General features: G+C 59.9%; 25 protein-coding genes and 2 pseudogenes. 19 read left to right on the top strand and 8 right to left on the bottom strand.

The genetic code is table 11. The features are described 5' to 3' along the window. Positions 1 to 447: 447 nt before the first annotated feature. The gene (locus tag FW764_RS03785) at positions 448 to 2,013 is read left to right on the top strand and encodes a methyl-accepting chemotaxis protein (protein ID WP_446432813.1); all 1,566 of its coding nucleotides are present in this window, start codon (positions 448 to 450) and stop codon (positions 2,011 to 2,013) included. Positions 2,014 to 2,097: 84 nt separating this feature from the next. Here the strand turns inward: FW764_RS03785 and FW764_RS03780 are convergent, their stop codons facing one another. After that, the gene (locus FW764_RS03780) at positions 2,098 to 2,790 is read right to left on the bottom strand and encodes an alpha/beta family hydrolase (RefSeq protein ID WP_446432812.1); all 693 of its coding nucleotides are present in this window, start codon (positions 2,788 to 2,790) and stop codon (positions 2,098 to 2,100) included. A gap of 79 nt (positions 2,791 to 2,869) precedes the next feature. Here FW764_RS03780 and ccoN (FW764_RS03775) point away from each other — a divergent pair, with 79 nt between their 5' ends. The 8 genes from ccoN (FW764_RS03775) (at position 2,870) to ccoP (FW764_RS03740) (ending at position 9,627) form a co-directional block, all read left to right on the top strand. Continuing rightward, positions 2,870 to 4,294 carry a cytochrome-c oxidase, cbb3-type subunit I gene (gene ccoN / locus FW764_RS03775; protein WP_083357380.1) on the top strand — a complete coding sequence of 475 codons (1,425 nt, stop codon included), beginning with the start codon at positions 2,870 to 2,872 and terminating at the stop codon, positions 4,292 to 4,294. 10 nt (positions 4,295 to 4,304) lie between these two features. After that, entirely contained in the window at positions 4,305 to 4,913 is a 609-nt protein-coding gene (ccoO, locus tag FW764_RS03770; RefSeq protein ID WP_446432811.1) for a cytochrome-c oxidase, cbb3-type subunit II, read from the top strand. A 3-nt stretch (positions 4,914 to 4,916) separates the two neighbouring features. Next, entirely contained in the window at positions 4,917 to 5,117 is a 201-nt protein-coding gene (locus FW764_RS03765; RefSeq protein WP_083357379.1) for a cbb3-type cytochrome oxidase subunit 3, read from the top strand. Further along, positions 5,114 to 6,061 (top strand): cytochrome-c oxidase, cbb3-type subunit III, encoded by a 948-nt coding sequence (gene ccoP / locus FW764_RS03760; protein ID WP_446432810.1) that lies wholly within the window; start codon positions 5,114 to 5,116, stop codon positions 6,059 to 6,061. The genes FW764_RS03765 and ccoP (FW764_RS03760) overlap by 4 nt, the downstream gene beginning before the upstream one ends. A gap of 350 nt (positions 6,062 to 6,411) precedes the next feature. Then, a complete protein-coding gene (gene ccoN / locus FW764_RS03755; protein WP_446432809.1) occupies positions 6,412 to 7,854 on the top strand; it encodes a cytochrome-c oxidase, cbb3-type subunit I in 1,443 nt (480 codons plus the stop codon). Continuing rightward, positions 7,854 to 8,462, top strand: a complete 609-nt coding sequence (ccoO, locus tag FW764_RS03750; protein ID WP_446432808.1) for a cytochrome-c oxidase, cbb3-type subunit II — start codon at positions 7,854 to 7,856, stop codon at positions 8,460 to 8,462. Before ccoN (FW764_RS03755) ends, ccoO (FW764_RS03750) begins: the two co-directional genes overlap by 1 nt. Positions 8,463 to 8,467: 5 nt before the next feature. Next, complete coding sequence (locus FW764_RS03745; protein WP_003183474.1) at positions 8,468 to 8,653, top strand: CcoQ/FixQ family Cbb3-type cytochrome c oxidase assembly chaperone; 186 nt, start codon at positions 8,468 to 8,470, stop codon at positions 8,651 to 8,653. Then, positions 8,650 to 9,627, top strand: a complete 978-nt coding sequence (gene ccoP, locus FW764_RS03740) for a cytochrome-c oxidase, cbb3-type subunit III (RefSeq protein ID WP_446432807.1) — start codon at positions 8,650 to 8,652, stop codon at positions 9,625 to 9,627. The genes FW764_RS03745 and ccoP (FW764_RS03740) overlap by 4 nt, the downstream gene beginning before the upstream one ends. 91 nt (positions 9,628 to 9,718) lie before the next feature. On the opposite strand, the gene FW764_RS03735 is transcribed toward ccoP (FW764_RS03740), so the two are convergent. Then, entirely contained in the window at positions 9,719 to 10,387 is a 669-nt protein-coding gene (locus FW764_RS03735) for a hypothetical protein (RefSeq protein WP_446432806.1), read from the bottom strand. A gap of 406 nt (positions 10,388 to 10,793) precedes the next feature. Here FW764_RS03735 and FW764_RS03730 point away from each other — a divergent pair. From FW764_RS03730 to hemN, 8 genes and pseudogenes are all read left to right on the top strand, one after another. Then, a pseudogene (locus FW764_RS03730) lies at positions 10,794 to 10,925 on the top strand (type II toxin-antitoxin system prevent-host-death family antitoxin); the annotation flags it as partial. 47 nt (positions 10,926 to 10,972) lie between these two features. Beyond that, positions 10,973 to 11,143: pseudogene (locus FW764_RS03725) on the top strand (VapC toxin family PIN domain ribonuclease); the annotation flags it as partial. Positions 11,144 to 11,349: 206 nt separating this feature from the next. Then, on the top strand, positions 11,350 to 12,765 hold the full coding sequence (gene ccoG, locus FW764_RS03720; protein ID WP_446432805.1) for a cytochrome c oxidase accessory protein CcoG: 1,416 nt from the start codon (positions 11,350 to 11,352) through the stop codon (positions 12,763 to 12,765). A 16-nt stretch (positions 12,766 to 12,781) separates the two neighbouring features. Next, positions 12,782 to 13,321 (top strand): FixH family protein, encoded by a 540-nt coding sequence (locus tag FW764_RS03715; protein ID WP_446432804.1) that lies wholly within the window; start codon positions 12,782 to 12,784, stop codon positions 13,319 to 13,321. Between the two features lie 115 nt (positions 13,322 to 13,436). Further along, positions 13,437 to 15,887 (top strand): heavy metal translocating P-type ATPase, encoded by a 2,451-nt coding sequence (locus FW764_RS03710; protein ID WP_446432803.1) that lies wholly within the window; start codon positions 13,437 to 13,439, stop codon positions 15,885 to 15,887. Positions 15,888 to 15,909: 22 nt separating this feature from the next. Then, positions 15,910 to 16,122 (top strand): cbb3-type cytochrome oxidase assembly protein CcoS, encoded by a 213-nt coding sequence (ccoS, locus tag FW764_RS03705; protein WP_446432802.1) that lies wholly within the window; start codon positions 15,910 to 15,912, stop codon positions 16,120 to 16,122. Next, positions 16,115 to 16,798, top strand: coding sequence for a sulfite exporter TauE/SafE family protein (locus tag FW764_RS03700; RefSeq protein ID WP_446432801.1), 684 nt, complete (start codon positions 16,115 to 16,117; stop codon positions 16,796 to 16,798). Before ccoS ends, FW764_RS03700 begins: the two co-directional genes overlap by 8 nt. A gap of 107 nt (positions 16,799 to 16,905) precedes the next feature. Further along, the gene (gene hemN / locus FW764_RS03695) at positions 16,906 to 18,288 is read left to right on the top strand and encodes an oxygen-independent coproporphyrinogen III oxidase (RefSeq protein WP_446432800.1); all 1,383 of its coding nucleotides are present in this window, start codon (positions 16,906 to 16,908) and stop codon (positions 18,286 to 18,288) included. Between the two features lie 7 nt (positions 18,289 to 18,295). On the opposite strand, the gene FW764_RS03690 is transcribed toward hemN, so the two are convergent. Beyond that, entirely contained in the window at positions 18,296 to 18,790 is a 495-nt protein-coding gene (locus tag FW764_RS03690; RefSeq protein WP_446432799.1) for a hypothetical protein, read from the bottom strand. A 156-nt stretch (positions 18,791 to 18,946) separates the two neighbouring features. Here FW764_RS03690 and fnr point away from each other — a divergent pair, with 156 nt between their 5' ends. Together fnr and FW764_RS03680 are read left to right on the top strand one after the other, a co-directional pair. After that, complete coding sequence (fnr, locus tag FW764_RS03685; protein ID WP_446432798.1) at positions 18,947 to 19,681, top strand: fumarate/nitrate reduction transcriptional regulator Fnr; 735 nt, start codon at positions 18,947 to 18,949, stop codon at positions 19,679 to 19,681. Positions 19,682 to 19,762: 81 nt separating this feature from the next. Beyond that, the gene (locus FW764_RS03680; RefSeq protein WP_124363896.1) at positions 19,763 to 20,311 is read left to right on the top strand and encodes an adenine phosphoribosyltransferase; all 549 of its coding nucleotides are present in this window, start codon (positions 19,763 to 19,765) and stop codon (positions 20,309 to 20,311) included. A 21-nt stretch (positions 20,312 to 20,332) separates the two neighbouring features. Here FW764_RS03680 and FW764_RS03675 read toward each other — a convergent pair whose 3' ends face one another. The 5 genes from FW764_RS03675 to dnaX form a co-directional block, all read right to left on the bottom strand. After that, positions 20,333 to 21,481, bottom strand: a complete 1,149-nt coding sequence (locus FW764_RS03675; RefSeq protein WP_446432797.1) for an acyl-CoA dehydrogenase family protein — start codon at positions 21,479 to 21,481, stop codon at positions 20,333 to 20,335. 132 nt (positions 21,482 to 21,613) lie between these two features. Further along, entirely contained in the window at positions 21,614 to 22,216 is a 603-nt protein-coding gene (gene recR, locus FW764_RS03670) for a recombination mediator RecR (RefSeq protein WP_083357364.1), read from the bottom strand. 66 nt (positions 22,217 to 22,282) lie between these two features. Further along, on the bottom strand, positions 22,283 to 23,317 hold the full coding sequence (locus tag FW764_RS03665; protein WP_446432796.1) for an NADP-dependent oxidoreductase: 1,035 nt from the start codon (positions 23,315 to 23,317) through the stop codon (positions 22,283 to 22,285). A 181-nt stretch (positions 23,318 to 23,498) separates the two neighbouring features. Beyond that, positions 23,499 to 23,837 carry a YbaB/EbfC family nucleoid-associated protein gene (locus tag FW764_RS03660; RefSeq protein ID WP_083357362.1) on the bottom strand — a complete coding sequence of 113 codons (339 nt, stop codon included), beginning with the start codon at positions 23,835 to 23,837 and terminating at the stop codon, positions 23,499 to 23,501. Between the two features lie 46 nt (positions 23,838 to 23,883). Next, the gene (gene dnaX, locus FW764_RS03655; protein WP_446432795.1) at positions 23,884 to 25,938 is read right to left on the bottom strand and encodes a DNA polymerase III subunit gamma/tau; all 2,055 of its coding nucleotides are present in this window, start codon (positions 25,936 to 25,938) and stop codon (positions 23,884 to 23,886) included. Positions 25,939 to 26,053 lie beyond the last annotated feature (115 nt).

Here is a 26,053-nt window from a genome sequence, read left to right as displayed (position 1 = left end):
TTTACGTACTGCCACTTGATTTCGACTGCAGCGCTCGCCCCCTCGATGCGACAGACCAAAAAACAAAGTGACGTAGAGTCTTTCAGCTAAATTAAAGTCAAGCCGCCTAGGCGCCTTGGGGGGGGTTAAAAATATAGTATTTCCTTACAGATATGCGTGAACATTCTTATTTAAATGGTCATTTATGTCTAGGAAAACACTGAAAAATCCGATAGCTGAAAATCCATTTCTCCGATCAAAAATACTAGCAGACCAAAAACATGTCACTTTTCTTTCTCAAAGGTTACAAGCTAGCTCAAAAAGAGCCGCGAGCCCTGCCCCCCCTTGATCTAGAGGCTAGACAGGTGCTGTCGCATTTCGGTTTGGCTACAACACCGATCGGAAAATTCCCTCAACAATTTCAGATAGCGGCCGATACCCCTGAAAGCCTTGCGGATTGAAAAACTCATGCGTAATAACCAACCCGTTACCCAGCGCGAACGCACCTTCCCCGCTCAGCAACGGTTGATCTCCACCACAGACGCCAAAGGCGTGATCACCTACTGCAACGACGCTTTCGTCGAGATCAGTGGGTTCACCCGTGAAGAACTGACCCGGGCCCCGCACAATCTGGTACGTCACCCAGATGTGCCGCCCGCGGTGTTCGCGCATATGTGGTCCACGCTCAAACAAGGCTTGCCATGGATGGGCATCGTTAAGAACCGCTGCAAGACCGGCGATCATTATTGGGTTAACGCCTATGTGACACCGGTCTTCGATGGCAACCAGGTGGTCGGCTATGAATCGGTGCGCATCAAGCCCACCGCCGAGCAGATTCGCCGGGCCGAAGCGCTCTATCAACGGATCAACCAGGGCAAGTCTGCCGTGCCTCGACGCGACAAGTGGCTGCCGGTGTTGCAGGACTGGCTACCGTTTATCTTGGTCAGCCAGTTGAGCTTCATGATCGGTGCATCACTCAACTCGCACTGGGGCTTTGCCCTGGCGGCGGGGTTGTCGGTGCCGCTGGGCCTGCTGGGCTTGAGCTGGCAACAGCGTGGCCTCAAGCGTTTGTTACGCCTGGCGGAACAAACCACGTCCGACCCGTTGATCGCGCAGATGTACACCGACAGCCGTGGCGCACAAGCGCGGCTGGAGATGTCGATTCTCAGCCAGGAAGCGCGTCTGAAGACGTGTCTTACACGTTTGCAGGATACGGCCGAGCACCTCAACGACCAGGCGGCGCAGTCCAATACCTTGGCGCATAACAGCTCCAGCGGCCTGGAGCGCCAGCGTGTGGAAACCGAACAGGTGGCCACCGCCGTCAACCAGATGGCCGCGACGACTCAGGAAGTGGCCAGCCACGTGCAGCGCACAGCTGACGCCACGCAGGAGGCTAATCGTCTGACCGGGCGTGGCCGCGACATTGCCGGGGAAACCCGTGAGGCGATCCAGCGGCTGTCGGTCGCCGTGGGTGAGACGGGCGTGACCGTCACTCAGTTGGCCAAGGACAGCGATGAAATCGGCGGCGTGGTGGATGTGATCAAGGGCATCGCCGATCAAACCAACCTGCTGGCATTGAACGCAGCCATTGAAGCGGCCCGCGCCGGGGAGATGGGCCGTGGTTTTGCGGTGGTCGCTGACGAGGTTCGTCAACTGGCGCAGCGCACGGCTGAATCGACCGGGCAGATCCATGCCTTGATCGCCAAGCTGCAGCAGACGGCCGCCGCCGCCGTGCAAACCATGGACGCCGGGCATCGCCAGGCTGAAGAAGGCGTGGCGCGGGTGATGGAGGCGGATCAGGCGTTAGTGGGCATCAGTGAAGCGGTGGCCAACATCACCGACATGACCACGCAGATCGCGGCGGCTACCGAAGAGCAAAGCGCGGTGGCCGAAGAGATCAGCCGCAATATCAGCACGATTGCGCTGCTGGCGGATCAGACCTCGGAACAGGCGATGAACTCAGCGCAGTTGAGTGAAGAGCTGACGCATACCGCTAATACACAGTATTCGCTGGTAGAGCGTTTCAACCGTTAAATCGCTTTCGCGAGCAAGCCAGCTTCCACATTTGACTGTGTTCACAGATCAAAATGTGGAAGCTGGCTTGCCTGCGATGAGCCACTAAAGGCTAGCAAGAAAGTTTGAAACCTTCACCGCAGCCGCCTCCAAATGCTGCTCATGAGTAAAGCCCGAAGCCTTCAACGGTTTCAAGTCATGATCCCCCGCCACCAGCCACACCACTTCGATGCTCGACGACAACGCATAGCCTTCCACCGCCGCTCGATTACCCAGCGCATCGCGCTCGCCCTGCACAATCAACGTCGGCGTTTTTAGCCCGGCCAGATGCTCAACCCGTGGTTTCTGCGGTTTACCCACTGCATAAAACGGATAACCCAGGCACACCAGGCCATCAGCGCCTAACTCATCAGCCAAAATGCTCGCCATGCGCCCACCCATGGACTTGCCGCCAATGGCCAGTTTCCCAGCGACATGACGTCGCACCTCGGCATACACCTCACGCCAACATTCCAGCAGTTTCGGCGCCGGGTTCGGCGGTCGCTTACCCCCGTCCAAACGGCGTTGAGCCATGTACGGGAACTCGAAGCGCAACACGTTCACGCCCTGCCCGGCAAGGCGTGCAGCCATGTCGCTCATGAAGGATGAGTCCATCGGTGCGCCGGCACCGTGGGCCAAAATCAGCGTGACCGGCGTACGCGCGACTGGCCCCGTCGCTGCCTCCCACAACCACCCGTGTTCCCGCACACACTGCGCCCATTGATCCCCGTCAATACTGGCCTTGTGCTCTTTGCCCATGCTTGCCTCGCTTTTTAGTCTGCCTATAACTCCAGCCCAAGTGCCACATTTGCTTGGGTTGAACCGTGGATGGGGAACCATGAACACTACTTTAAGTACCGCCTATAACTACAAGGTGGTCCGCCAATTCGCCATTATGACGGTGGTGTGGGGCATCGTCGGCATGGGGCTCGGGGTTTTTCTCGCCGCCCAATTGGTTTGGCCTGCACTCAACTTCGATTTGCCGTGGACCAGCTTCGGCCGTTTGCGTCCACTGCACACCAACGCAGTGATCTTCGCCTTCGGCGGCTGCGCGCTGTTCGCCAGCTCGTTTTACTCGGTGCAGCGTACCTGCCAAACCCAACTGTTCGCGCCAAAAATCGCCGCGTTCTGCTTCTGGGGCTGGCAACTGGTCATCGTGCTGGCCGCCATCAGCTTGCCGCTGGGCTACACCACCTCCAAGGAATACGCCGAGCTGGAATGGCCGATCGCCATTCTTATCGCCATTGTCTGGGTCGCCTACGGCGTGGTGTTCTTCGGCACAGTGATGAAGCGCAAAACCAAGCACATCTACGTCGGTAACTGGTTCTTCGGCGCTTTTATCATCACCGTGGCGATTCTGCATATCGTCAACCACGCCTCCCTGCCAGTGAGCTGGACCAAGTCCTACTCGGCCTACGGCGGTGCGACAGATGCCATGGTGCAGTGGTGGTATGGGCATAACGCGGTAGGCTTTTTCCTCACCGCTGGCTTCCTCGGCATGATGTATTACTTTGTGCCCAAGCAGGCCGAGCGTCCGGTGTATTCCTATCGCTTGTCCATCGTGCACTTCTGGGCGCTGATCACCCTGTACATCTGGGCTGGCCCTCACCACCTGCACTACACCGCACTGCCGGACTGGGCGCAGTCGCTGGGCATGGTGATGTCGCTGGTACTGCTGGCGCCAAGCTGGGGTGGCATGATCAACGGCATGATGACGCTCTCAGGCGCCTGGCATAAGTTGCGCAGCGACCCGATCCTGCGCTTCCTGGTCGTCTCCTTGGCGTTCTACGGCATGTCGACGTTCGAAGGGCCAATGATGGCGATCAAGACCGTCAACGCCCTCTCCCACTACACCGACTGGACCATCGGCCACGTACACGCCGGCGCCCTCGGTTGGGTAGCGATGATTTCCATCGGCGCGCTGTACCACATGATCCCGAAAGTCTTCGGCCGCGAGCAGATGTACAGCCTCGGCCTGATCAACGCGCACTTCTGGCTGGCCACCATCGGCACCGTGCTCTACATCGCCTCGATGTGGGTCAACGGCATCGCCCAGGGCCTGATGTGGCGTGCGATCAACGAAGACGGCACCTTGACCTACTCCTTCGTCGAAACCCTGGTGGCCAGCCACCCAGGCTTCATCGTACGGCTGGTGGGCGGGGCGATCTTCCTCAGCGGCATGTTGCTGATGGCTTACAACACGTGGCGCACCGTGCGCTCGGTGCAACCCGCCGAAGCCGCCCCTGTCGCGCAGATGGCCTGAGGAGTCAGTGATGAAACACGAAACGATTGAAAAGAACGTCGGCCTGCTGATGCTGTTGATGGTACTCGCCGTGAGCATCGGCGGCCTGACGCAGATCGTCCCGCTGTTCTTCCAGGACGTCACCAACAAACCGGTGGAAGGCATGAAGCCCTACACCGCGCTGCAACTGGAAGGGCGCGACATCTATATCCGCGAAGGCTGCGTACAGTGCCACTCGCAGATGATCCGCCCGTTCCGCGCCGAGACCGAGCGCTACGGCCATTACTCGGTAGCGGGCGAAAGCGTGTGGGACCACCCGTTCCTGTGGGGCTCCAAGCGCACCGGGCCGGACCTGGCCCGCGTCGGCGCGCGCTACTCGGACGACTGGCACCGCGCGCACTTGTACAACCCGCGCAACGTGGTGCCGGAGTCGAAAATGCCGGCCTACCCTTGGCTGGTCACCGCAGCGGTCGACAGCAGCCACACCGAGACCAAGTTGAAAGTAATGCGCACCCTCGGCGTGCCCTACACCGACGACGACATCAGTGGCGCCGTTGCCAGCCTCAAAAGCAAGACCGAGATGGACGCGCTGGTTTCATACCTGCAAGTGCTCGGCACTGCCATCAAGAGCAAGAGGTGAGCCATGGGATTTGAATTCGATGCGGGCACCATCCGCGGCCTTGGCACGCTGGTGGTCGCCATCGCCTTTATCGGCCTGTCGCTGTGGGTGTTCAACAACAAGCGCAATGCGGAGTTCGAGCAGGCACGCCTGCTGCCCTTCGCCGATGAACCTTCTCCCTCTGACGCTCAAGAAGAGCCTGCTACAAGGAGCAACCGGCCATGACTACCTTTTGGAGTACATGGATCTGTGTACTGACCCTCGGCAGCCTGATCGGCCTGACCTGGCTGTTGATCGGCACTCGCAAGGGCGAGACCAAGGGCAGCGTCGACCAGACCATGGGCCACGCGTTCGACGGTATCGAGGAATACGACAACCCGCTGCCCCAGTGGTGGTTCATGCTGTTCGCCGGCACGCTGGTGTTTGCGGTTGGCTACCTGATCCTCTACCCGGGCCTGGGCAACTGGAAAGGCGTGTTGCCGGGCTATGAAGACGGCTGGACCTCGGCCAAGGAGTGGGACAAGGAAATGGCCAAGGCCGATACCAAGTTCGGGCCGATTTTCGCCAAATTCGCGGCCATGCCGGTAGAAGAAGTCGCCAAAGACCCGCAAGCGTTGAAGATGGGCGGTCGCCTGTTCGCCTCCAACTGCGCGGTGTGCCACGGCTCGGATGCCAAGGGCGCGTATGGCTTCCCCAACCTGGCGGACACTGTCTGGCGTTGGGGCGGTTCGGCTGAAGCGATCAAGGCGACCATCCTCAATGGTCGCCACGCGGCAATGCCGGCCTGGGGTGAAATACTGGGCGAAGACGGTGTGAAGAACGTCGCCGCCTTTGTGCGTCACGACTTGGCCAAACTGCCATTACCCGCCGACAGCAACGTCGATCTGGCGGCCGGTCAAGCCGCTTTCAACACCACCTGTGTAGCCTGCCACGGCCCACAAGGCCACGGCATGCAAGCGATGGGTGCGCCGAACCTGACCGAGCCCGCCGGCTTCATTTACGGCACCAGCCTGACGCAACTGCAGCAGACCATCCGCCACGGCCGCCAAGGCCAGATGCCAGCGCAGGACGTGCTGCAAGGCAATGACAAAGTGCACCTGCTCGCAGCCTATGTTTACAGCTTGTCCCACAACGCTGATGGCGCAACGCCAGAAAGCCAACCGCAGTAACCGGTGACTGCCGCCCCAATGTGGGGCGGCAGCGCTACCTTTCTAAGCGACCAAGTGTCGCACCCTTCCCGACAGCAACTTTCCCCTCCCTCCATTCGGGTCTACGCTTGTCTGCACAGCGGACCGGTTTAGGCGCACGCAGCGACTGCCGTTGCGACCCGAAAAAATTCTTGTCCACTTGATCAGCTTTCTATTTTGAATTTTGTCCTTACGCCAAACATGGAAAGGGCGCAGAATCTGGCGTGGAACGCATTGATACAGGTCAGCCATTGCGTTGCAATGGACCCTCGCTTTCTACATACTTGCGGCCGATTTTACCTATAAAAAAACCTAAACCGTGGAACCTTAGAATGAGCACAGCAATCAGTCCGACTGCTTATAACTATAAGGTAGTCCGCCAGTTCGCCATCATGACGGTGGTCTGGGGGATCCTTGGCATGGGGCTCGGGGTGTTCATCGCCTCGCAATTGGTTTGGCCGGAATTGAATTTCGGTTTGCCATGGACGACCTTTGGCCGCCTGCGCCCGCTGCACACCAACCTGGTGATTTTCGCCTTCGGTGGCTGTGCATTGTTTGCCACCTCCTACTATGTCGTGCAGCGAACCTGCCAGACGCGACTGATCTCCGATGGCCTCGCCGCCTTCACCTTCTGGGGCTGGCAAGCCGTGATTCTCGGCGCCATCATCACCCTGCCGCTGGGCTACACCACCACCAAGGAATACGCCGAGCTGGAATGGCCGATCGCCATTTTGCTGGCCATCGTCTGGGTGACCTACGCCGTGGTGTTTTTCGGCACCATCGTCAAGCGCAAGACCAAGCACATCTATGTGGGCAACTGGTTCTACGGCGCCTTCATCCTGGTGACGGCGATGCTGCATATCGTCAACCATGCGTCCTTGCCGGTCAGCCTGTTCAAGTCCTACTCGGCCTACGCCGGGGCGACGGACGCGATGATCCAGTGGTGGTACGGCCACAACGCCGTGGGCTTTTTCCTCACCACCGGCTTCCTGGGGATGATGTACTACTTCGTGCCCAAGCAGGCCGAGCGTCCGATCTACTCGTATCGCCTGTCCATCGTGCACTTCTGGGCGCTGATTACCCTGTACATCTGGGCAGGTCCCCACCACTTGCACTACACCGCATTGCCGGATTGGGCACAGTCGCTGGGCATGGCGATGTCGATCATCCTGCTCGCCCCGAGCTGGGGCGGCATGATCAACGGCATGATGACCCTGTCGGGCGCCTGGCATAAGTTGCGCACCGACCCGATCCTGCGTTTCCTCGTGGTGTCACTGGCGTTCTACGGCATGTCGACCTTCGAAGGGCCAATGATGGCGATCAAGACCGTCAACTCGCTGTCCCACTACACCGACTGGACCATCGGCCACGTCCACGCTGGCGCACTGGGTTGGGTGGCGATGATCTCCATCGGCGCGCTGTACCACATGATCCCCAAACTGTTCGGCCGCGCGCAGATGCACAGCGTCGGGCTGATCAATGCGCACTTCTGGCTGGCCACTATCGGCACCGTGCTCTACATCGCCTCGATGTGGGTCAACGGCATCACCCAGGGCCTGATGTGGCGTGCAATCAACGATGACGGCACCCTCACCTACTCCTTCGTCGAAGCACTGCAAGCCAGCCACCCGGGCTACATCGTTCGCGCCATCGGTGGTGCGTTCTTCGCCAGCGGCATGTTGCTGATGGCCTACAACGTCTGGCGCACGGTGCGTGCCTGCGACCCGGTAGAAGCCGAGGCCGCCACCAAGATCGCCGTTGTGGGAGCTCACTGATGAAGCATGAAGTAGTCGAGAAGAATATCGGCCTGCTGGCCTTCTTCATGGTCATCGCCGTGAGTATCGGCGGCTTGACCCAAATCGTTCCGCTGTTTTTCCAGGACGTGACCAACAAACCGGTCGAAGGCATGAAGCCGCGCACCGCGCTTGAACTGGAAGGCCGCGACATCTACATCGCCAACGGCTGCGTGGGTTGCCACTCGCAGATGATCCGCCCGTTCCGCGCCGAAACCGAGCGCTACGGCCACTACTCGGTCGCCGGGGAAAGTGTGTGGGACCACCCCTTCCTGTGGGGTTCCAAGCGCACCGGCCCGGACCTCGCCCGTGTTGGCGCACGTTACTCCGACGACTGGCACCGCGCGCACTTGTACAACCCGCGCAACGTAGTGCCGGAATCAAAAATGCCGGCGTACCCGTTCCTCGTAGAAAACAAGCTCGACGGCAAGGACACCGCGAAGAAGATGGAAGTCTTGCGCACACTGGGCGTGCCATACACCGATGAAGACATCGCCGGTGCAGCCGCAGCCGTCAAGGGCAAGACCGAAATGGACGCACTGGTGGCCTACCTGCAAGGCCTTGGCACCATCATCAAAAGCAAACGGTGATCTTCATGGATATCGGGATGATTCGTGGCTTGGGCACCGTTGTGGTGATGGTGGCCTTTATTGGCCTGGCGTTGTGGGTGTTCAGCCCCAAGCGCAAGTCGGAGTTTGACGACGCAACCCTGTTGCCCTTTGCGGATGACCCCGAAGCCATCAAGCACGTCGAGCAAGCGTCTAGGAGTAACAAAGAATGACTACGTTCTGGAGTCTGTACGTCACAGTCCTGAGCCTGGGTACCATCTTCGCCCTGACCTGGCTGCTGCTGTCGACCCGCAAGGGGCAGCGCGCCGAGCAAACGGACGAGACCGTCGGCCACTCGTTCGACGGCATTGAGGAATACGACAACCCGCTGCCCAAATGGTGGTTCATGCTGTTCGTTGGCACCATCATTTTCGCCCTCGGCTACCTGGTGCTGTACCCAGGTTTGGGTAACTGGAAAGGCCTGCTGCCGGGCTATAACTACCTCGACAACGACAAGCAAACCCCCTTCGCCAATGGCCAGACCGGCTGGACCGGCGTGCACGAATGGGAAAAGGAAATGGCCAAGTCAGACGCCAAGTTCGGGCCGATCTTCGCCAAGTTCGCCTCGATGCCGATTGAAGACGTCGCCAAAGACCCGCAAGCCTTGAAGATGGGTGGACGCCTGTTCGCCTCCAACTGCTCGGTGTGCCACGGCTCCGACGCCAAGGGCGCCTACGGTTTCCCTAACCTGACCGACGCCGACTGGCGCTGGGGCGGCGAGCCGGCGACCATCAAGGAAACCATCATGAAGGGCCGCCACGCGGTGATGCCGGCCTGGGCCGAAGTCATTGGCGAGCAAGGCGTGGCCGATGTGGCGGGTTATGTGGTGACCAGCCTCGATGGTCGCAAACTGCCCGAAGGCGCCAAGGCTGACGTGGCCAACGGCGCGAAACTCTTCGCCGCCAACTGCGTGGCCTGCCACGGGCCCGCCGGTAAAGGTACGCCAGCGATGGGCTCTCCCGACCTGACGCACCCAGGCGCATTCATCTACGGTTCCAGCTTCGCACAACTGCAGCAGACCATTCGTTACGGCCGTCAAGGCCAGATGCCTGCGCAGGAGTTGCTGCAAGGCAATGACAAAGTGCACTTGCTGGCGGCGTATGTTTACAGCCTGTCCCATGGGGATAAGCCCGCCGACCCCGAGTAAGCCTCCAAAACAGAAAAAGCCCCGCCGCTAACGCGCGCGGGGCTTTTTTATTCATCGATAAACGCGAACTGCCTGTGCATACAGTTAACTTTCAAATCGTGGTGCGACGCCCCAAGATAAGCCACTCCCTCAGTACGGTATGGGAGATCAAATTATCAAATCCCGACCCACCCAACCCATCAAGTATCGTACTGACCAGCGACGTTCGCGCCAGCAGTTCACTGGCGAACTTTCTGTCTTCGTTAGTATAACGACTCTGGCTGCTTGAGTTTTTGACCCGTTCAAGGGTTTGCCGTGTCACGACGTTTTCCACTTCTCCCGAATCGAACTCATGGGGCTGGGAAAAGGTTCTGAAATTATTCAACAAATGCCGCGTGAGTTCGATATTGGACTGCCGGCTGAATTGACCGTGACTCAGTTGAACATAACGAGTGACACTGGCCAGGGGAATCTTGCCAGCATGTCCGATCTGGTCCATGAGGCCTTGGTTTTCCAGAAGCGCGCGAGCAAATTCCGAGGGATCAGCACTGGCACCTTGTTGCGGGCCGCTGCCGGCCAATCGTTGAAGCGATGCGCGAGTAATGATACCCGGCGATGCCGGATCGACAAACGTGGAAAAGTTACTCTTCAAATACGTCGCCATGCCCACATTACTAAGCGATTTGAAAGAATTACTGGGCACCGTCGCGGGCGTTGCCGCAGCGACTGATAACTGGCCACTTACAACGTTTGAAGTTGTCACAACAGAACTTACATTCATAGATACTTCCTCAACTCACAGCGTTTTAAAGTTCGTTTGGGCGACTTCATAAAACTAAGATCCCCCGCCACAACCCTTCCAGACTTCAATTCAAATCCGGCGCTTGATAAGTGGTTATCACAGGAAAACCGTTCCTACAAAAAACCTTTCAACGTATGTAAAAAAATTCCGTTTCGCTCACCAGTATTGGTCATGCCCCCCCTGCAGACTCAACCTCTTTGAATGTAAGACGCACGACCGATGCGCAGTAGAGCGCCAAAGTGAGACGCTACCGCGGTGCACTGGAAGCCGTTTTGCGTTTCCAGCCTGCGTATATCACTGTCCCATGACCGCTCGTAGCTTCAGGCGTGTGGCTCAGCTCAGCGAAGTAGCAACGTAACGACGTTCAGGCCAGCAAGGGGGCCCCATGACCATCACCACCATTTCCAGCCGTGAATTCAATCAAGACACAAGCGGTGCCAAAAAAGCCGCCCGTCACAGGCCGGTTTTTATCACCGATCGCGGCAAGCCTGCCCATGTACTGCTAAGCATTGAGGACTAGCAGAAACTGACAGGCCGCAACGCCGACATTGTTGACCTGTTGGTGATGCCGCAGTCGCTTTGCGTTGCGCTCATTTGCAGGTGCCAAACCAGGCTAATGAAAGCGATGCGCCGATTGCTGCCACGGCTCTGGTTCATGGACTGACTGTCGTCACGCGCAATGTCAGTGACTTCAAATCAAGCGGCGTTCCATTGCTTAATCCGTGGGGCGAATGACCAGCCTGCGCGCAAAAACCAGCCATACTTCACAAGTCAATTGATCCAGATCACGTACACCATCAATTGATTTCCCCCAACGCGACCAAAGGTCGCACCCTTTGAACAGCACCAGAGGCGTATCATTACGCCACTGCAAGACCCTATTTTGACCCCGGTTGGCACGTACTGGCCGAGGCAAATCTCCACCGCCGTGGGATGCAATGATGAGCAACCAAATTCCGGTACATGACGTTACCCCGCCTGCCAAAAACTCAAGTCAATCCGTTGACCTCTATGCGTCGCGAGAGAAAATCTACACCCGCGCCTTCACCGGCCTGTTCCGCAATTTGCGTATGCTCGGTGGCGCCGGCTTGTTCCTGCTCTACTTCGGCACCGTGTGGCTGAACTGGGGTGGCCATCAGGCCGTGTGGTGGAACCTGCCAGAGCGTAAATTCTTCATTTTTGGCGCAACCTTCTGGCCTCAGGATTTCATCCTGCTCTCGGGCATTCTCATTGTGGCCGCCTTTGGCCTGTTCTTTATCACCGTGTACGCCGGGCGCATCTGGTGTGGCTATACCTGCCCGCAAAGCGTGTGGACATGGATCTTCATGTGGTGTGAGAAGGTCACCGAAGGCGACCGTAACCAGCGCATCAAGCTGGATAAAGCGCCAATGGGCGCCAACAAATTCCTGCGCAAATTCAGCAAGCACACGCTGTGGCTGTTGATCGGTTTTGTCACCGGCATGACCTTCGTCGGCTACTTCTCGCCGATCCGCGAACTGGTGTTCGATTTCTTTACCGGCCAGGCCGATGGCTGGTCGTATTTCTGGGTCGGATTCTTCACCCTTGCCACCTATGGCAATGCCGGCTGGCTGCGCGAACAGGTGTGCATCTACATGTGCCCGTACGCACGGTTCCAAAGCGTGATGTTCGACAAGGACACCTTGATCGTCTCCTACGACCCACGCCGTGGCGAAGTGCGTGGCCCGCGTAAAAAAGGTATCGACTATAAGGCCCAGGACCTGGGCGATTGCATCGATTGCACGATGTGTGTGCAGGTGTGCCCCACCGGTATCGACATCCGCGACGGCCTGCAAATCGAATGCATCGGCTGCGCCGCCTGTATCGACGCCTGCGACACCATCATGGACAAGATGGAATACCCGCGCGGTCTGATCAGCTACACCACCGAGCACAACCTTTCCGGGCAGAAAACCCATAAGCTGCGCCCTCGGCTGATCGGTTATGCATTAGTGTTGCTGGCGATGATCAGCCTATTGGCCGGTGCATTTTTCATGCGCTCGCTGGTCGGTTTTGACGTCAGCAAAGACCGCGTGCTGTTCCGCGAAAATGCCGAAGGCCGTATCGAAAACGTCTACAGCCTGAAGATCATGAACAAGGACCAGCGCGATCACACCTATGTGCTCGACGCCTCGGGCCTGCCGGACCTCAAGCTGCAGGGTCGGCGCGAGATCAAGGTGGCGGCGGGGGAAATCTTCAGCATGCCGGTGGAGCTGTCCAGCGCACCCGAGCAACTGCCGTCGAGCACCAACGAAGTGAAATTCATCCTCCGGGATGCCGATGACGACAGTGTCCACATTGAAGCCAAGAGCCGATTCATCGGCCCTCAAGTCCGTTAAAACAGAGAGCAAAACAATGCCCGTAGCCACTGCCGCAAGCCCTTGGTACAAGCACCTCTGGCCCTGGATCATCATTGGCATCCTGGCCTGTTCGGTGACCTTGACCTTGTCCATGGTGACCATTGCGGTGAAGAACCCGGACAACCTGGTCAACGACAACTATTACGAGGCTGGCAAAGGCATCAACCGCTCCCTTGACCGCGAACTGCTAGCCCAGACCCTGCAACTGCGTGCCAAGGTGCACCTCGATGAACTGACCGGTGAAGTCGAACTGCACCTCACCGGCAACAGCAACCCGACGACCCTGGAGCTGAACCTGATTTCCCCGACCCAGCCGGAGAAGGATCGCAAGATCAACCTGACTCGCAGCGACAGCGAACCCGGCCGCTACGTCGGCCAGGTCACCGACAAGGTCGAAGGCCGGCGCTTCGTGGAATTGCTCGGCGTAGAGGGCGACAGGACCTGGCGCCTGTTCGAGGAGGAACAGGTCAACCACGACAAGGACTTGCTGTTGGGTGATGAGCCGTTGCAGGGCGCTGAAGACCTGAAGAAGTAATAAGCCTGCGCTTCGTGCATCGCGGGCACGCCCGCTCCCACATTGGATCACGGTCCTCTGTGGGAGAAGGGCTTGCCCGCGATGAGGCCCTCCCAGCCGACTAAGATCTGACCCCATGAGCACCCCAACCCCCTGCTACCACTGCGCCCTGCCCGTTCCGCCCGGCAGCCGGTTTACCGCCGTGATCCTCGGCGAGCGCCGCGAGCTGTGCTGCCCCGGCTGCCAGGCGGTGGCCGAAGCCATTGTGGCCGGTGGGCTGGAAAGCTATTACCAGCACCGCAGCGAAGCCTCGGCCAACCCCGAGGCGCTGCCGGTGCAACTGGTCGACGAGCTGGCCCTGTACGACCGCGCCGACGTGCAAAAACCGTTTGTGCGCCACGACGGCGAACTCGCCGAAACCACCCTGATGATGGAAGGCATCAGTTGCGCCGCCTGTGGCTGGCTGATCGAAAAACACCTGCGCAGCCTGCCCGCCGTGGCCGAGGCGCGGCTGAACCTGTCGAACCACCGGCTGCACGTGCGCTGGTCCGACGGGCAATTGCCGTTGAGCCAACTGCTCAGCGAACTGCGCCACATCGGCTACGCCGCTCACCCTTATCAGGCGGATCGCGCCGCCGAACAACTGGCCGACGAGAACCGCCTGGCCCTGCGCCAATTAGGCGTGGCGGGCTTACTGTGGTTCCAGGCGATGATGGCGACAATGGCCACCTGGCCGGAATTCAACATGGACCTGAGTCCGGAGCTGCATGTGATCCTGCGCTGGGTGGCGATGTTTCTGACCACGCCCATCGTCTTTTACAGTTGCGCGCCGTTCTTCAAAGGCGCCTTGCGCGACCTGCGCACGCGGCACCTGACCATGGACGTGTCGGTTTCCCTGGCGATTGGCGGTGCGTATCTGGCGGGTATCTGGACCGCGATTACCGGCACAGGCGAACTTTACTTCGACGCGGTGGGCATGTTCGCGCTGTTCCTGCTGGCCGGTCGTTATCTGGAGCGCCGAGCCCGGGAACGCACAGCCGCCGCCACCGCACAGTTGGTCAACGTGTTGCCCGCCTCGTGCCTGCGCCTGAAAGCGGATGGCCAGAGTGAGCGTATCCTGCTCAGCGAGTTGGCCGTCGGTGAACGGGTACTGGTGCATCCCGGCGCGGTGCTGCCGGCGGACGGCGTGATCCTCGACGGTCAATCGAGCATTGATGAATCCCTGCTCACCGGCGAATACCTGCCGCAGCCTCGCAACGTGGGTGATGCGGTCACCGCCGGCACGCTCAATGTCGAAGGCGCGCTGACCGTCGAGGTGCGCGCCTTGGGCCACGACACGCGCCTGTCCGCCATCGTGCGCCTGCTGGAGCGCGCTCAGGCCGAGAAACCGCGCCTGGCGCAAATCGCCGACCGCGCCGCCCAATGGTTCCTATTGTGTTCACTGATCGCCGCCGCCTTGATCGGGCTGCTGTGGTGGGAGCTGGACCCGTCGCGGGCGTTCTGGATTGTGCTGGCGATGCTGGTGGCAACCTGCCCATGCGCACTGTCGCTCGCCACGCCGACCGCGCTCACTGCCGCCACCGGTACGCTGCATAAACTCGGCCTGTTGCTGACACGCGGGCATGTGCTGGAAGGTTTGAATCAGATCGACACAGTGATCTTCGACAAGACCGGTACACTGACCGAAGGCCGCCTGGCACTGCGTGCGATTCGCCCCTTGAGCACGCTGACCAGCGATGAATGCCTGAGCCTCGGCGCCGCCTTGGAAAACCGTTCCGAACACCCGATTGCACGGGCTTTTGGCCGTGCGCCGTTGGCCGCCGATGAAGTCCTCAGTTTTCCTGGCCTGGGCCTTGAAGGCCTCGTAGGCGAGCGCCAATTGCGCATCGGCCAGCCCGGTTTTGTTTGTGCACTGAGCGGCTGCCTGATCCCCGAATCTCCGAATGAGGCGGGTCAATGGCTGTTGCTCGGCGACCGTGACGGCGCCCTCGCTTGGTTCGTGCTGGATGACCGCCTGCGCAGCGACGCGCCGGGCTTGCTGGCCGCTTGCAGGGCGCGTGGTTGGCGCACGCTGTTGCTGTCGGGCGACAGCTCGCCGATGGTCGCCAGTGTCGCCTTTGAACTGGGGATCGACGAGGCCCACGGCGGCCTGCGCCCCGACGATAAACTGCAAGTGCTGCAACAACTGCACAAGGAAGGGCGCAAGGTGCTGATGCTCGGCGATGGCGTCAACGATGTGCCGGTGCTCGCCGCCGCCGATATCAGTGTGGCGATGGGCTCGGCCACGGACCTGGCGAAAACCAGTGCCGACGCGGTGCTGCTGTCCAACCGCCTCGACGCCTTGGTGCAGGCGTTTACCCTGGCACGGCGAACCCGTCGGGTAATCATCGAGAACCTACTATGGGCCGGGCTGTACAATAGCCTTATGCTGCCGTTTGCCGCCCTCGGCTGGATCACCCCAATCTGGGCAGCGATCGGCATGTCCCTCAGTTCGTTGACCGTGGTGCTCAATGCCTTACGCCTGACTCGCATGCCGAGCGCGCCAGCTAAAAGCGCCACCTCAGTAACCCGCCCGCTGCCGGCTTGAGCCGCGCGAGCATGGAGTGCAGATGCCAGCTCTATACGTGATGATTCCAGCGGCACTGCTGTTAGTCGGCGTCGCCATCTACATCTTCTTTTGGGCGGTGGACAGCGGCCAGTACGACGACCTCGACGGCCCCGCCCACAGCGTGCTGTTTGACGACCAGGACCCGAATCACTTGGCGGCTGTCGACGAAGCCAGCGGGCCAGAGCAACCGCCCAAAGACCCACCCCATGCTTGAACTCACGCCGCTGCTGGTCTCCGCGCTCATCCTCGGCCTGCTCGGTGGCGGCCATTGCCTGGGCATGTGCGGCGGGCTGATGGGCGCGCTGACCCTGGCGATCCCCAAGGAACAACGCAGCCGCCGCTTTCGTTTGCTGCTGGCGTACAACTTGGGGCGCATCCTCAGCTATGCCGCGGCCGGGTTATTGATCGGCCTGGCCGGCTGGGCGGTGGCCAACAGCCCGGCGGCGATGTTCATGCGCGTGCTCGCCGGCTTGCTGCTGATCAGCATGGGCCTGTACCTGGCGGGCTGGTGGAGCGGCCTCACCCGAATCGAAAGCCTCGGACGCGGTCTGTGGCGCTATATACAGCCCATCGCCAACCGTTTGCTGCCGGTGTCCAGCCTGCCCCGCGCGCTACTGCTGGGCGCGCTGTGGGGTTGGCTGCCATGCGGGCTGGTCTACAGCACCCTACTGTGGGCCGCGAGTCAGGGAAGCGCGGTCGACAGTGCGTTGCTGATGCTCGCGTTCGGGCTGGGTACCTGGCCGGTGTTGCTGGCTACCGGGCTGGCGGCTGAGCGAGTCACGGCTTTGCTGCGCAAACGCAGCGTGCGTGTAGCCGGTGGTTTGCTGGTGATTCTCTTTGGTCTATGGACGTTGCCCGGCCCGCACCGGCACTGGTTGATGGGCCATTAGCGCCTTACCTCTGTGGCATAGCGCCGCTCCCCGTTGATGCAAATCAAGATGCCATCCCAGCCCTGCCCCTAGACTCGGCCCACTAGCCAATCCCGGGGACCGCCCGCATGCTCGACGCCATTCGTTGGGACACCGATCTGATTCACCGCTACGACTTGGCGGGGCCGCGCTACACGTCCTACCCCACCGCCGTACAATTCGACAGCCAAGTCGGCACCTTCGACCTGCTCCACGCCCTGCGCGACAGCCGCAAAGCCGTACGGCCCTTGTCGCTGTATGTGCACGTGCCGTTCTGCGCGAACATTTGCTACTACTGCGCCTGCAACAAGGTCATCACCAAAGACCGTGGCCGCGCCCAGGCCTACCTGCAACGCCTGGAGCAGGAAATCCAACTGATGGCCTGCCACCTCGACCCCAAACAGCCGGTTGAGCAATTGCACTTCGGCGGCGGTACGCCGACCTTTCTCAGCCACGACGAACTGCGCCAGGTGATGGCATGCCTGCGTCAGCATTTCAATTTGCAGGGTGATGATTCCGGCGACTACGGTATCGAAATCGACCCGCGTGAAGCTGACTGGGCAACCATGGGCCTGCTGCGTGAATTGGGCTTCAACCGCGTGAGCATTGGCCTGCAAGACCTCGACCCCGAGGTGCAACGTGCGGTCAATCGCCTGCAAAGTCTTGAAGAAACCCGCGCAGTGATTGATGCGGCGCGCACCCTGCAGTTTCGCTCAATCAATATCGACCTGATCTACGGCTTGCCCAAGCAAACGCCGATCAACTTCGCGCGCACCGTGGAGGAAGTGATCAAGCTGCAACCCGATCGTTTGTCGGTGTTTAACTACGCGCACCTGCCGGAACGATTCATGCCGCAGCGGCGGATCAACACCGACGACCTGCCCTCCCCGGCGGAAAAACTGTTGATGCTGCAAACCACCATCGAGCAGTTAACCCGCGCAGGCTATCGTTACATCGGCATGGACCACTTTGCCCTGCCGGATGATGAGCTGGCGGTGGCCCAGGAAGAAGGCACGCTGCAACGCAACTTCCAGGGCTACACCACCCACGGGCATTGCGACTTGATTGGTTTGGGCGTGTCAGCGATCAGCCAGATCGGCGACCTGTATTGCCAGAATAGCAGCGACCTCAATCACTACCAGAACGCCTTGGCCGGTGCCCAGCTGGCTACCAGCCGTGGCTTGGTGTGCAGCACGGATGATCGGTTACGGCGTGAGGTCATTCAGCAGTTGATCTGCAATTTCAGCCTGAGATTCGAGCAGATCGAGCAGGCTTTCAACATCGATTTCCGCGGCTATTTCGACGAGCTATGGCCGCAGTTGGAGACGATGGCCGCCGACGGACTGATCGAGCTGGACGCGCAAGGCATTCGCGTACTGCCCGCCGGGCGCTTGTTGGTGCGCTCGGTATGCATGGTGTTCGATGCCTATCTGGAGCAACAGAACAGGCAACGATTCTCGCGGGTGATTTAAAGGCGAATCAAGCCATCGCCAGTGATGCCGCCTTAAGGGCGTCGTCGGAACTCAGGTTTTTCATAGCTTTAGCCAACGAGTTTTGCGCCGTTATCAAGCTCGCCTGCAAGGTGGCGATGGCGCCCTGCAAGTTGTTGGCCTTAACCCGAGCCTGTTCCGGAGTCAGGGACTTGTCCGCCATGACGGCAGCCAGCTCGGCCTGCTTTTCTGCAATTTGCTTCTTGATTTCTCGGATCATCTTGAGCGTCTGCTGGACGTCCTCCGGCAGGCCGCTCTCTTCGATATCGCTGTTGGATTTCTTGGTATTGCTGATAGCCAGCAATGCAGCGCCAGAAAAGGTCACTTTCACGCCTTCTTCCGGTTTGGTACTGAGCGGCGACGATGTAGCGTCTTTCAGATCCTTAGCGGCCGTGGCTGATTTGGCTTCAGCCACCAGGTCTTTCGGCTCTGGCAGGGAGCTCACGCCCGTACTGACTGCGGTGTTTGCACCGATGGAAATCATGATTCGAGCCTCCGAGCTCAAAGAATGGTGATCTTTGTATCGGCGCGGATACACAAAGCTTTATATCTTTGCTGCTTTTTTGTGCACGCTGGCCTCACAGCCCCCCGGTGCGTTACCCTTACGTCTTATGTGTGTTTCCCCACAAGGATTTAAGAAATGTCCGAGCCAGTCAAACTGCGCGCTCACAGCCAGGCCCATTGCAAGGATTGCAGCCTGGCCCCCCTCTGCCTGCCACTTTCGTTGAATTTGGAAGACATGGAAGCGCTGGACGAAATCGTTAAACGTGGTCGCCCCCTGAAAAAAGGCGAGTTTCTGTTTCGTCAGGGCGACAAATTCGATTCCGTTTATGCAGTGCGTTCGGGGGCGTTGAAGACGTTCAGCCTGAGCGACGGCGGCGAAGAGCAAATCACCGGTTTCCACCTGCCCAGCGAACTGGTCGGGTTGTCGGGCATGGACACTGAGATTCACCCGGTGTCGGCCCAGGCGCTGGAGACGACCTCGGTGTGCGAAATCCCCTTCGAGCGCCTGGATGAACTGGCCCTGCAATTGCCGCAATTGCGCCGCCAGTTGATGCGCGTGATGAGCCGCGAAATTCGCGACGACCAACAGATGATGCTGCTGTTATCGAAGAAAACTGCCGACGAGCGCATCGCCACGTTCCTGGTCAACCTGTCAGCACGTTTCCGTGCCCGTGGGTTCTCGGCCAACCAGTTCCGCCTGAGCATGTCACGCAATGAAATCGGTAATTACCTGGGCCTCGCGGTGGAAACCGTGTCCCGCGTGTTCACCCGCTTTCAGCAGAACGAGCTGATTGCCGCCGAAGGCAAAGAAGTGCATATCCTCGATCCGATCCAGCTGTGTGCATTAGCAGGCGGCTCCCTGGAAGGTTGATGCCAACACCTGCGGCCGCGCCAATCAGCGAGGCCGCAGGTATACTTCGAGTCCGTTTTCCGCTCCCAGGACTCTTCGACGATGACCTTCGATTCGTTCGACATCAAATCCCTGATCCGCCCCGTCATCGACTTCCCCAAGCCTGGGGTGATCTTTCGTGACATCACGCCCTTGTTCCAATCACCTCGGGCGCTGCGCCTGGTGGCCGACAGCTTTGCCCAACGTTATGTCGAAGCCGACTTCAGCCACATCGGCGCGATGGATGCGCGGGGCTTCCTGATCGGCTCGATCATCGCCTACCAACTGAACAAGCCGCTGATCCTGTTCCGCAAGCAGGGCAAGCTGCCGGCTGACGTGCTGGCCGAGGGCTACCAGACTGAATACGGCGAGGCCTTCCTGGAAGTGCACGCCGACAGCCTGTGCGAAGGCGACTCGGTGTTGATGTTCGATGACCTGATCGCCACCGGCGGTACCTTGATCGCTGCCGCCAACCTGGTGCGGCGTATGGGCGCGAAGATTTTTGAAGCGGCGGCAATCATTGATTTGCCGGAGCTGGGTGGCTCACAGCGCTTGGAAGACATGGGAATTCCGACGTTTTGTCTGACCCAGTTTGCGTTGACTGAACGTTAAAGGTCGTTTGGACTGACGCCATCAAAGCCCCATCTGCTTGCTGATGATTTCATTCATCACCTCGCGGGTGCCGCCACCGATGGACAGGATGCGGTTGTCACGGTATAGCCGCTCCACCAGGCTACCGCGCATGTAACCTTGGCCGCCGAGGATCTGCACCGCGTCGTAAGTAACGCGATCGGCGGTGTCGGTGGCCAGGTTCTTGGCCATGGAAATCTCCTTAATCACACTCATGCCCGCCGCCATTTTCGCCGCCTGGCGATAAGTGAATTCCCGAGACACTTCCACCGCAGTCGCCATCTCGGCAAGCCGATGCTTGAGCACCTGAAATTTGCCGATGGGCTTGCCAAAGGCTTCGCGTTGGGCAGCCCATTTGAGGCTTTCCTCCAGCGCCAGTTGCGCAGTCATATTGGCCATCAACGCCAGGGCCAGGCGCTCACGTTGGAAATTGCCCATGATGCAGGCAAAGCCCATGTTCTCGACGCCGATCAAGTTGCCCACAGGCACGTGGCAATCGTCAAAGAACAACTCAGCCGTGTCCGACGCCCACCAACCCATTTTCTTCAACGGCTGACCGACCGTGAAACCGGGGGTGTCTTTTTCGATGAGCACTAAGCTGATACCGCCAAAGCCCGGCCCGCCCGTACGGACGGCCACGGTGTAGAAGTCGGCGCGAATGCCACTGGTGATAAAGGTTTTGCTACCGCTCACGCGGTAATGCTCACCGTCACGGATGGCGCGGGTTTGCAGGTTGGCTACATCGGAGCCACCACCAGGCTCGGTGACGGCCAAGGCGATGATCTTCTCCCCGGCTAACACCAGGGGCGCGACGCGCTCACGCACCTCGGGCCGTGCCCATTTGACCACGGGCGGCAGGCCGATATCCAGCGAACCCAGGCCTGCCACGACCCCACCGGAACCACAGCGCATCAACTCTTCGCTGGCGGCAACCTTGGCGAACAGATCACCTTCGTGACTGCCGCCCAGGCTTTCGGGATAACCGATGCCCAGAATTCCCGCCGCGCCGGCCTTGAGGTACAGCTCACGAGGAAAGCTTTCGGCCTCCTCCCATTGCTCAATGCCCGGCAACATCTCACGCTCGACAAAACGGCGCACGCTGTCGCGGACCAATTGGTGGCTGGGGTCGAAGTAGTCCTGGAAGGCAGACATCGGCAAGCTCCACGGTGAGGTGAAGCGAAATTACCAAGCGCTTGCTTGGTTTTCAAGCCAAATGCATCTCCCGCCCAAAGCACACAACCAAACCGGGAGGGGCTTGCTCCCACATTTTGGGGGTATTGTTCTTTAAAGGGCGATCGGTTTGCGCCCTGCAAACGAATGCGCCAACGTCCCGCCGTCCACCAACTCCAGTTCACCACCCAACGGCACACCGTGGGCGATACGCGAGGTGATCAAGCCTTTATTGGTCAGCAGTTGGGCGATGTAATGCGCGGTTGCCTCACCTTCCACCGTCGGGTTGGTCGCCAGGATTACCTCGGTAAAGGTGCCCTGTTCTTCAATGCGCGCTACCAGTTGCGGAATGCCGATGGCTTCCGGCCCCAGCCCATCCAACGGCGAGAGGTGCCCTTTAAGCACAAAATAGCGGCCGCGATAACCGGTTTGCTCCACCGCGTATACATCCATCGGCCCTTCCACCACGCACAGCAGCGTGTCGTCTCGGCGTGGGTCGGCGCATTGTGGGCAGAGGTCTTCCTCGGTGAGGGTGCGGCACTGGCGGCAGTGGCCTACACCGGTCATGGCCTGGCTCAGGGCCTGGGCCAACCGGGTGCCGCCGCTGCGATCACGCTCCAGCAGTTGCAGCGCCATACGCTGGGCGGTTTTCTGACCTACACCCGGCAAGGTGCGCAGGGCGTCGATCAGTTGGCGAATCAGGGGGCTGAAGCTCATGAGCGAATGGTCCGACAAAACAACGAGACGCGGTTTATACCCGCGCCTCGGATTAGCGTCAAATGGTCAATCCTGCGCGACGCGCACCACCAACTTGCCGAAGTTGCGCCCCTCAAGCAAACCAATAAAGGCTTCGGGCGCCTGCTCCAGGCCCTCGACCACGTCTTCGCGGAACTTGATCTTGCCATCACGCACCCACGGCACCATGGCGCTGAGGAATTCAGGCTGGCGATCACCGTAGTCGTCGAACACGATAAAGCCCTGGATGCGCACGCGCTTGGTCAGCAAGGTGCGTTGCAGCGCCGGCAGACGATCGGGACCGGTTGGCGCTTCATGGGCGTTGTAGCCGGCGATCAAGCCGCACAAGGGAATCCGTGCTTTGGGGTTGAGCAACGGCAGCACCGCATCGAACACCTTGCCGCCGACGTTCTCAAAGTAGATGTCCACACCGTTGAAGCAGGCCTGGGCCAATTCACTGGCGAAATGGGCGCTCTTGTGGTCGATACAGGCGTCAAACCCCAACTCGTCCACCACGTAGCGGCACTTGTCCGCGCCACCGGCGATACCCACCACGCGCAAGCCCTTGAGCTTGGCCACCTGGCCCACCACCGAGCCGACCGCGCCGGACGCCGCCGCCACCACCAGGGTTTCCCCATCCTTGGGCTGACCGATATCCATCAGGCCCATGTACGCGGTCATGCCCGGCATGCCCAGCACACCCAGCGCCATCGACGGGCTCGCAAGCCCCTTGGGCACCGGGATCAGGTTACATCCGTCTGAAACGCTATGGCTTTGCCAGCCGGTGGAGCCGACTACCAGGTCACCCACTTCGAATTTCGGGTTACGCGATTGCTCAATACGGCTGACAGCGCCACCGGTCATAACCTCGTCGATTTCAACCGGAGCGGCGTAGGACGGTGCGTCACTCATGCGGCCACGCATATAGGGATCGAGGGATAGGTAGAGCGTTTTCAATAGCACCTCGCCCTCCGCCAACTCGGGCAAGTTCACGCGTTCCAGGCGGAAATTTTCCGGGGTCGGTGCGCCTTGAGGGCGCGAGACCAGCACGACGCGCTGGTTCAGAATCGTTTCTTCAGACATCAGGGAACTCCTTTATCGAATCCATCGGTATAGGGTGCAGACCCTGTCTGCCATGCCAGGGTTCATATTGAACGCAATGCGCCCGGGCGGCGTGAGGTTACTGCCCACCGGAACGATCACGGCACAAACAAAAATGCCAGGCTCGATGCCTGGCATTTTCATTCTAGCGAACGCTCACCGATCAGAACGGCATCTTCATGCCCGGCGGCAATTGCATGCCGGCCGTCACGCCGGACATTTTGTCCTGGCTGTTGGCTTCGATCTTGCGCACGGCGTCGTTGACGGCCGCAGCGAACAGCGCTTCAAGCATTTCCAGGTCATCTTCGCTGGTGCCTGGCAATACGCTTGGGTCGATGCTCACGCGCTTGATGTCGTGACGACCGGTCATCACTACGCTGACCATATCGCCACCGGCTTTACCGGTGACTTCGGCGTTGGCCAGTTCTTCCTGCATCTTGGCCATCTTTTCCTGCATCTGCTGCGCCTGTTTCATCAGGCCGGCCATGCCACCTTTCATCATGGGAATCACCTCAAAAGTACGTGGATCAATTAGTTAATGCCCAGTGTCATGACGCTTGGGGCACCGGGGCTTCGACAGGTTCAATAGTATCGTGACGCACGACCGCGCCGAACTGTTGCATCATTTGCTGGATAAGCGGATCGCCCTGGATCGACTCTTCGGCCTCGCGCTGACGGTTCATACGTCGACGGGTTGCAGCCTGGGCTGGCGTTTCCTGCTCGGGCTTAATCAACTCGATGGTAATGGTCAGCGTGCGCTCATGATACTGGTTCAGCGCATCGTTAAGCCGGCGCTGCTGGGTCGCGTTGAACAAGGCGCTGTGGGCCGGGTCCAGGTGCAACACCCAGTGGTCACCCTCGACGGCGATCAAGGTGCAGTTGGCGGCGATGCTGCCGGTCATGCCGGAGATCGGCAACTTCGGAAACAATTCCAGCCATTGCAACGCCAGGCCGGTGGCCGGGGCGGCAGCGGGTTCCGCTTCGGGCTCGGGAGCAGGCTCGGCGGTGTGTTCGCTGGCCAGGTCATCCAGGTAGCTGTAGGCCGAATCCATGTCCGGCTCGATGTAATCTTCGTCCAGTGGCGGCTCGTCGTCGAGGTCGATGCCCGGGGTGGCGGCCTCGACTTGCGCAACGGTCGGCTCTGGAACAGGGGCTGAAACCCACTCGGGCGCTGCCTGCACCACGCTGTCAGGCGTCGACGCAGGCATTGGCGTCAGTTCCGGCTGCTCGCCGCTGGTTTCCAGTACAGGCTCCACGGCAGGCTGCAGTTCAACTTCAGGCTCGACGTCTACCGGGTCGTTCCAGGGCAGATCGACCACTGGGACCGGCTCAGGCTCGATCACCGGCGTAGGCTCAACCACAGGCGCGGCGACCACAGGTTCAGGCGCCGGAGCAACCGGTGCAGGCGCAGCAACGACTGGCGCGACCCTTGCTGCGCCAGCCACTGGTTTGGCGGAATCAACTGTGGCCTGGCTGATCCCCACTGGCTTTAGCGGCTGTCTCGGTGCGTCTGCCGTATCAGCCGGCCGGAACGCCAGCATGCGCAGCAGGACCATTTCAAAGCCACCGCGCGGGTCCGGTGCCAGGGGCAAGTCGCGTCGACCAATCAGGCCCATCTGGTAATAGAACTGCACGTCTTCGGCCGGCAATGCCTGGGCCAGGGCTAATACGCGGTCGCGGTCCCCATGGCCATTGTCGACACCTTCAGGCAAGGCCTGGGCGATGGCGACGCGGTGTAATACGTTAAGGATTTCCGAGAGCACGCCGTTCCAGTCCGGGCCCTGCTCCGATAAATGGCGCACGGCCTCGAGCAACGCCTTGGCGTCACCTTCGATCAGGGCGTGCAGCACATCGAACACCTGACCGTGGTCGAGGGTGCCGAGCATGGCGCGCACGTCAGCGGCCATGACCTTGCCTTCACCGAAGGCAATAGCCTGGTCGGTGAGGCTCATGGCATCGCGCATCGAACCATCGGCAGCGCGCCCGAGCAGCCACAGAGCGTCGTCTTCGAACGGCACGTTCTCGACACCCAATACGTGGGTCAAATGCTCGACCACCCGCTCAGGGGTCATATTTTTCAGCGAGAACTGCAGGCACCGCGACAGAATAGTTGCAGGAAGCTTCTGCGGGTCGGTGGTAGCCAGAATAAATTTGACGTAGGGGGGCGGCTCTTCCAGGGTCTTCAACAAGGCGTTGAAGGAATGGCTGGACAGCATGTGCACTTCGTCGATCAGGTAGACCTTGAAGCGGCCACGGCTCGGTGCGTACTGCACGTTATCGAGCAGCTCGCGGGTGTCTTCAACCTTGGTGCGGCTCGCGGCGTCGATCTCGATCAAGTCGACGAAACGCCCTTCGTCGATCTCCCGGCATACCGAGCAGGTGCCGCAGGGGGTCGATGTGATACCTGTTTCACAGTTCAGGCATTTGGCGATGATCCGCGCAATGGTGGTCTTGCCCACCCCCCGCGTACCGGTGAACAGGTAGGCGTGGTGCAGCCGTTGGCTGTCCAAGGCATTGATCAGAGCCTTGAGCACATGGGTCTGGCCGACCATTTCGCGGAACGAGCGCGGGCGCCATTTACGTGCAAGAACCTGATAACTCATCGAAAACCGTCGCAACTGGGAAGCGGAAGCCGGTAATGCTAGCGGAGCAAGGGGGAAATTGCATCCGGCACGCTCGTCTAATCTGACTAAGCTCTCCTGAATGGCCCCGCAAAGG

The sequence above is a fragment of the Pseudomonas sp. 1152_12 genome, from assembly GCF_052850675.1.
Note: the sequence above shows the minus strand (reverse complement) of the source record. Positions and strands in the feature narration are given on the sequence as shown.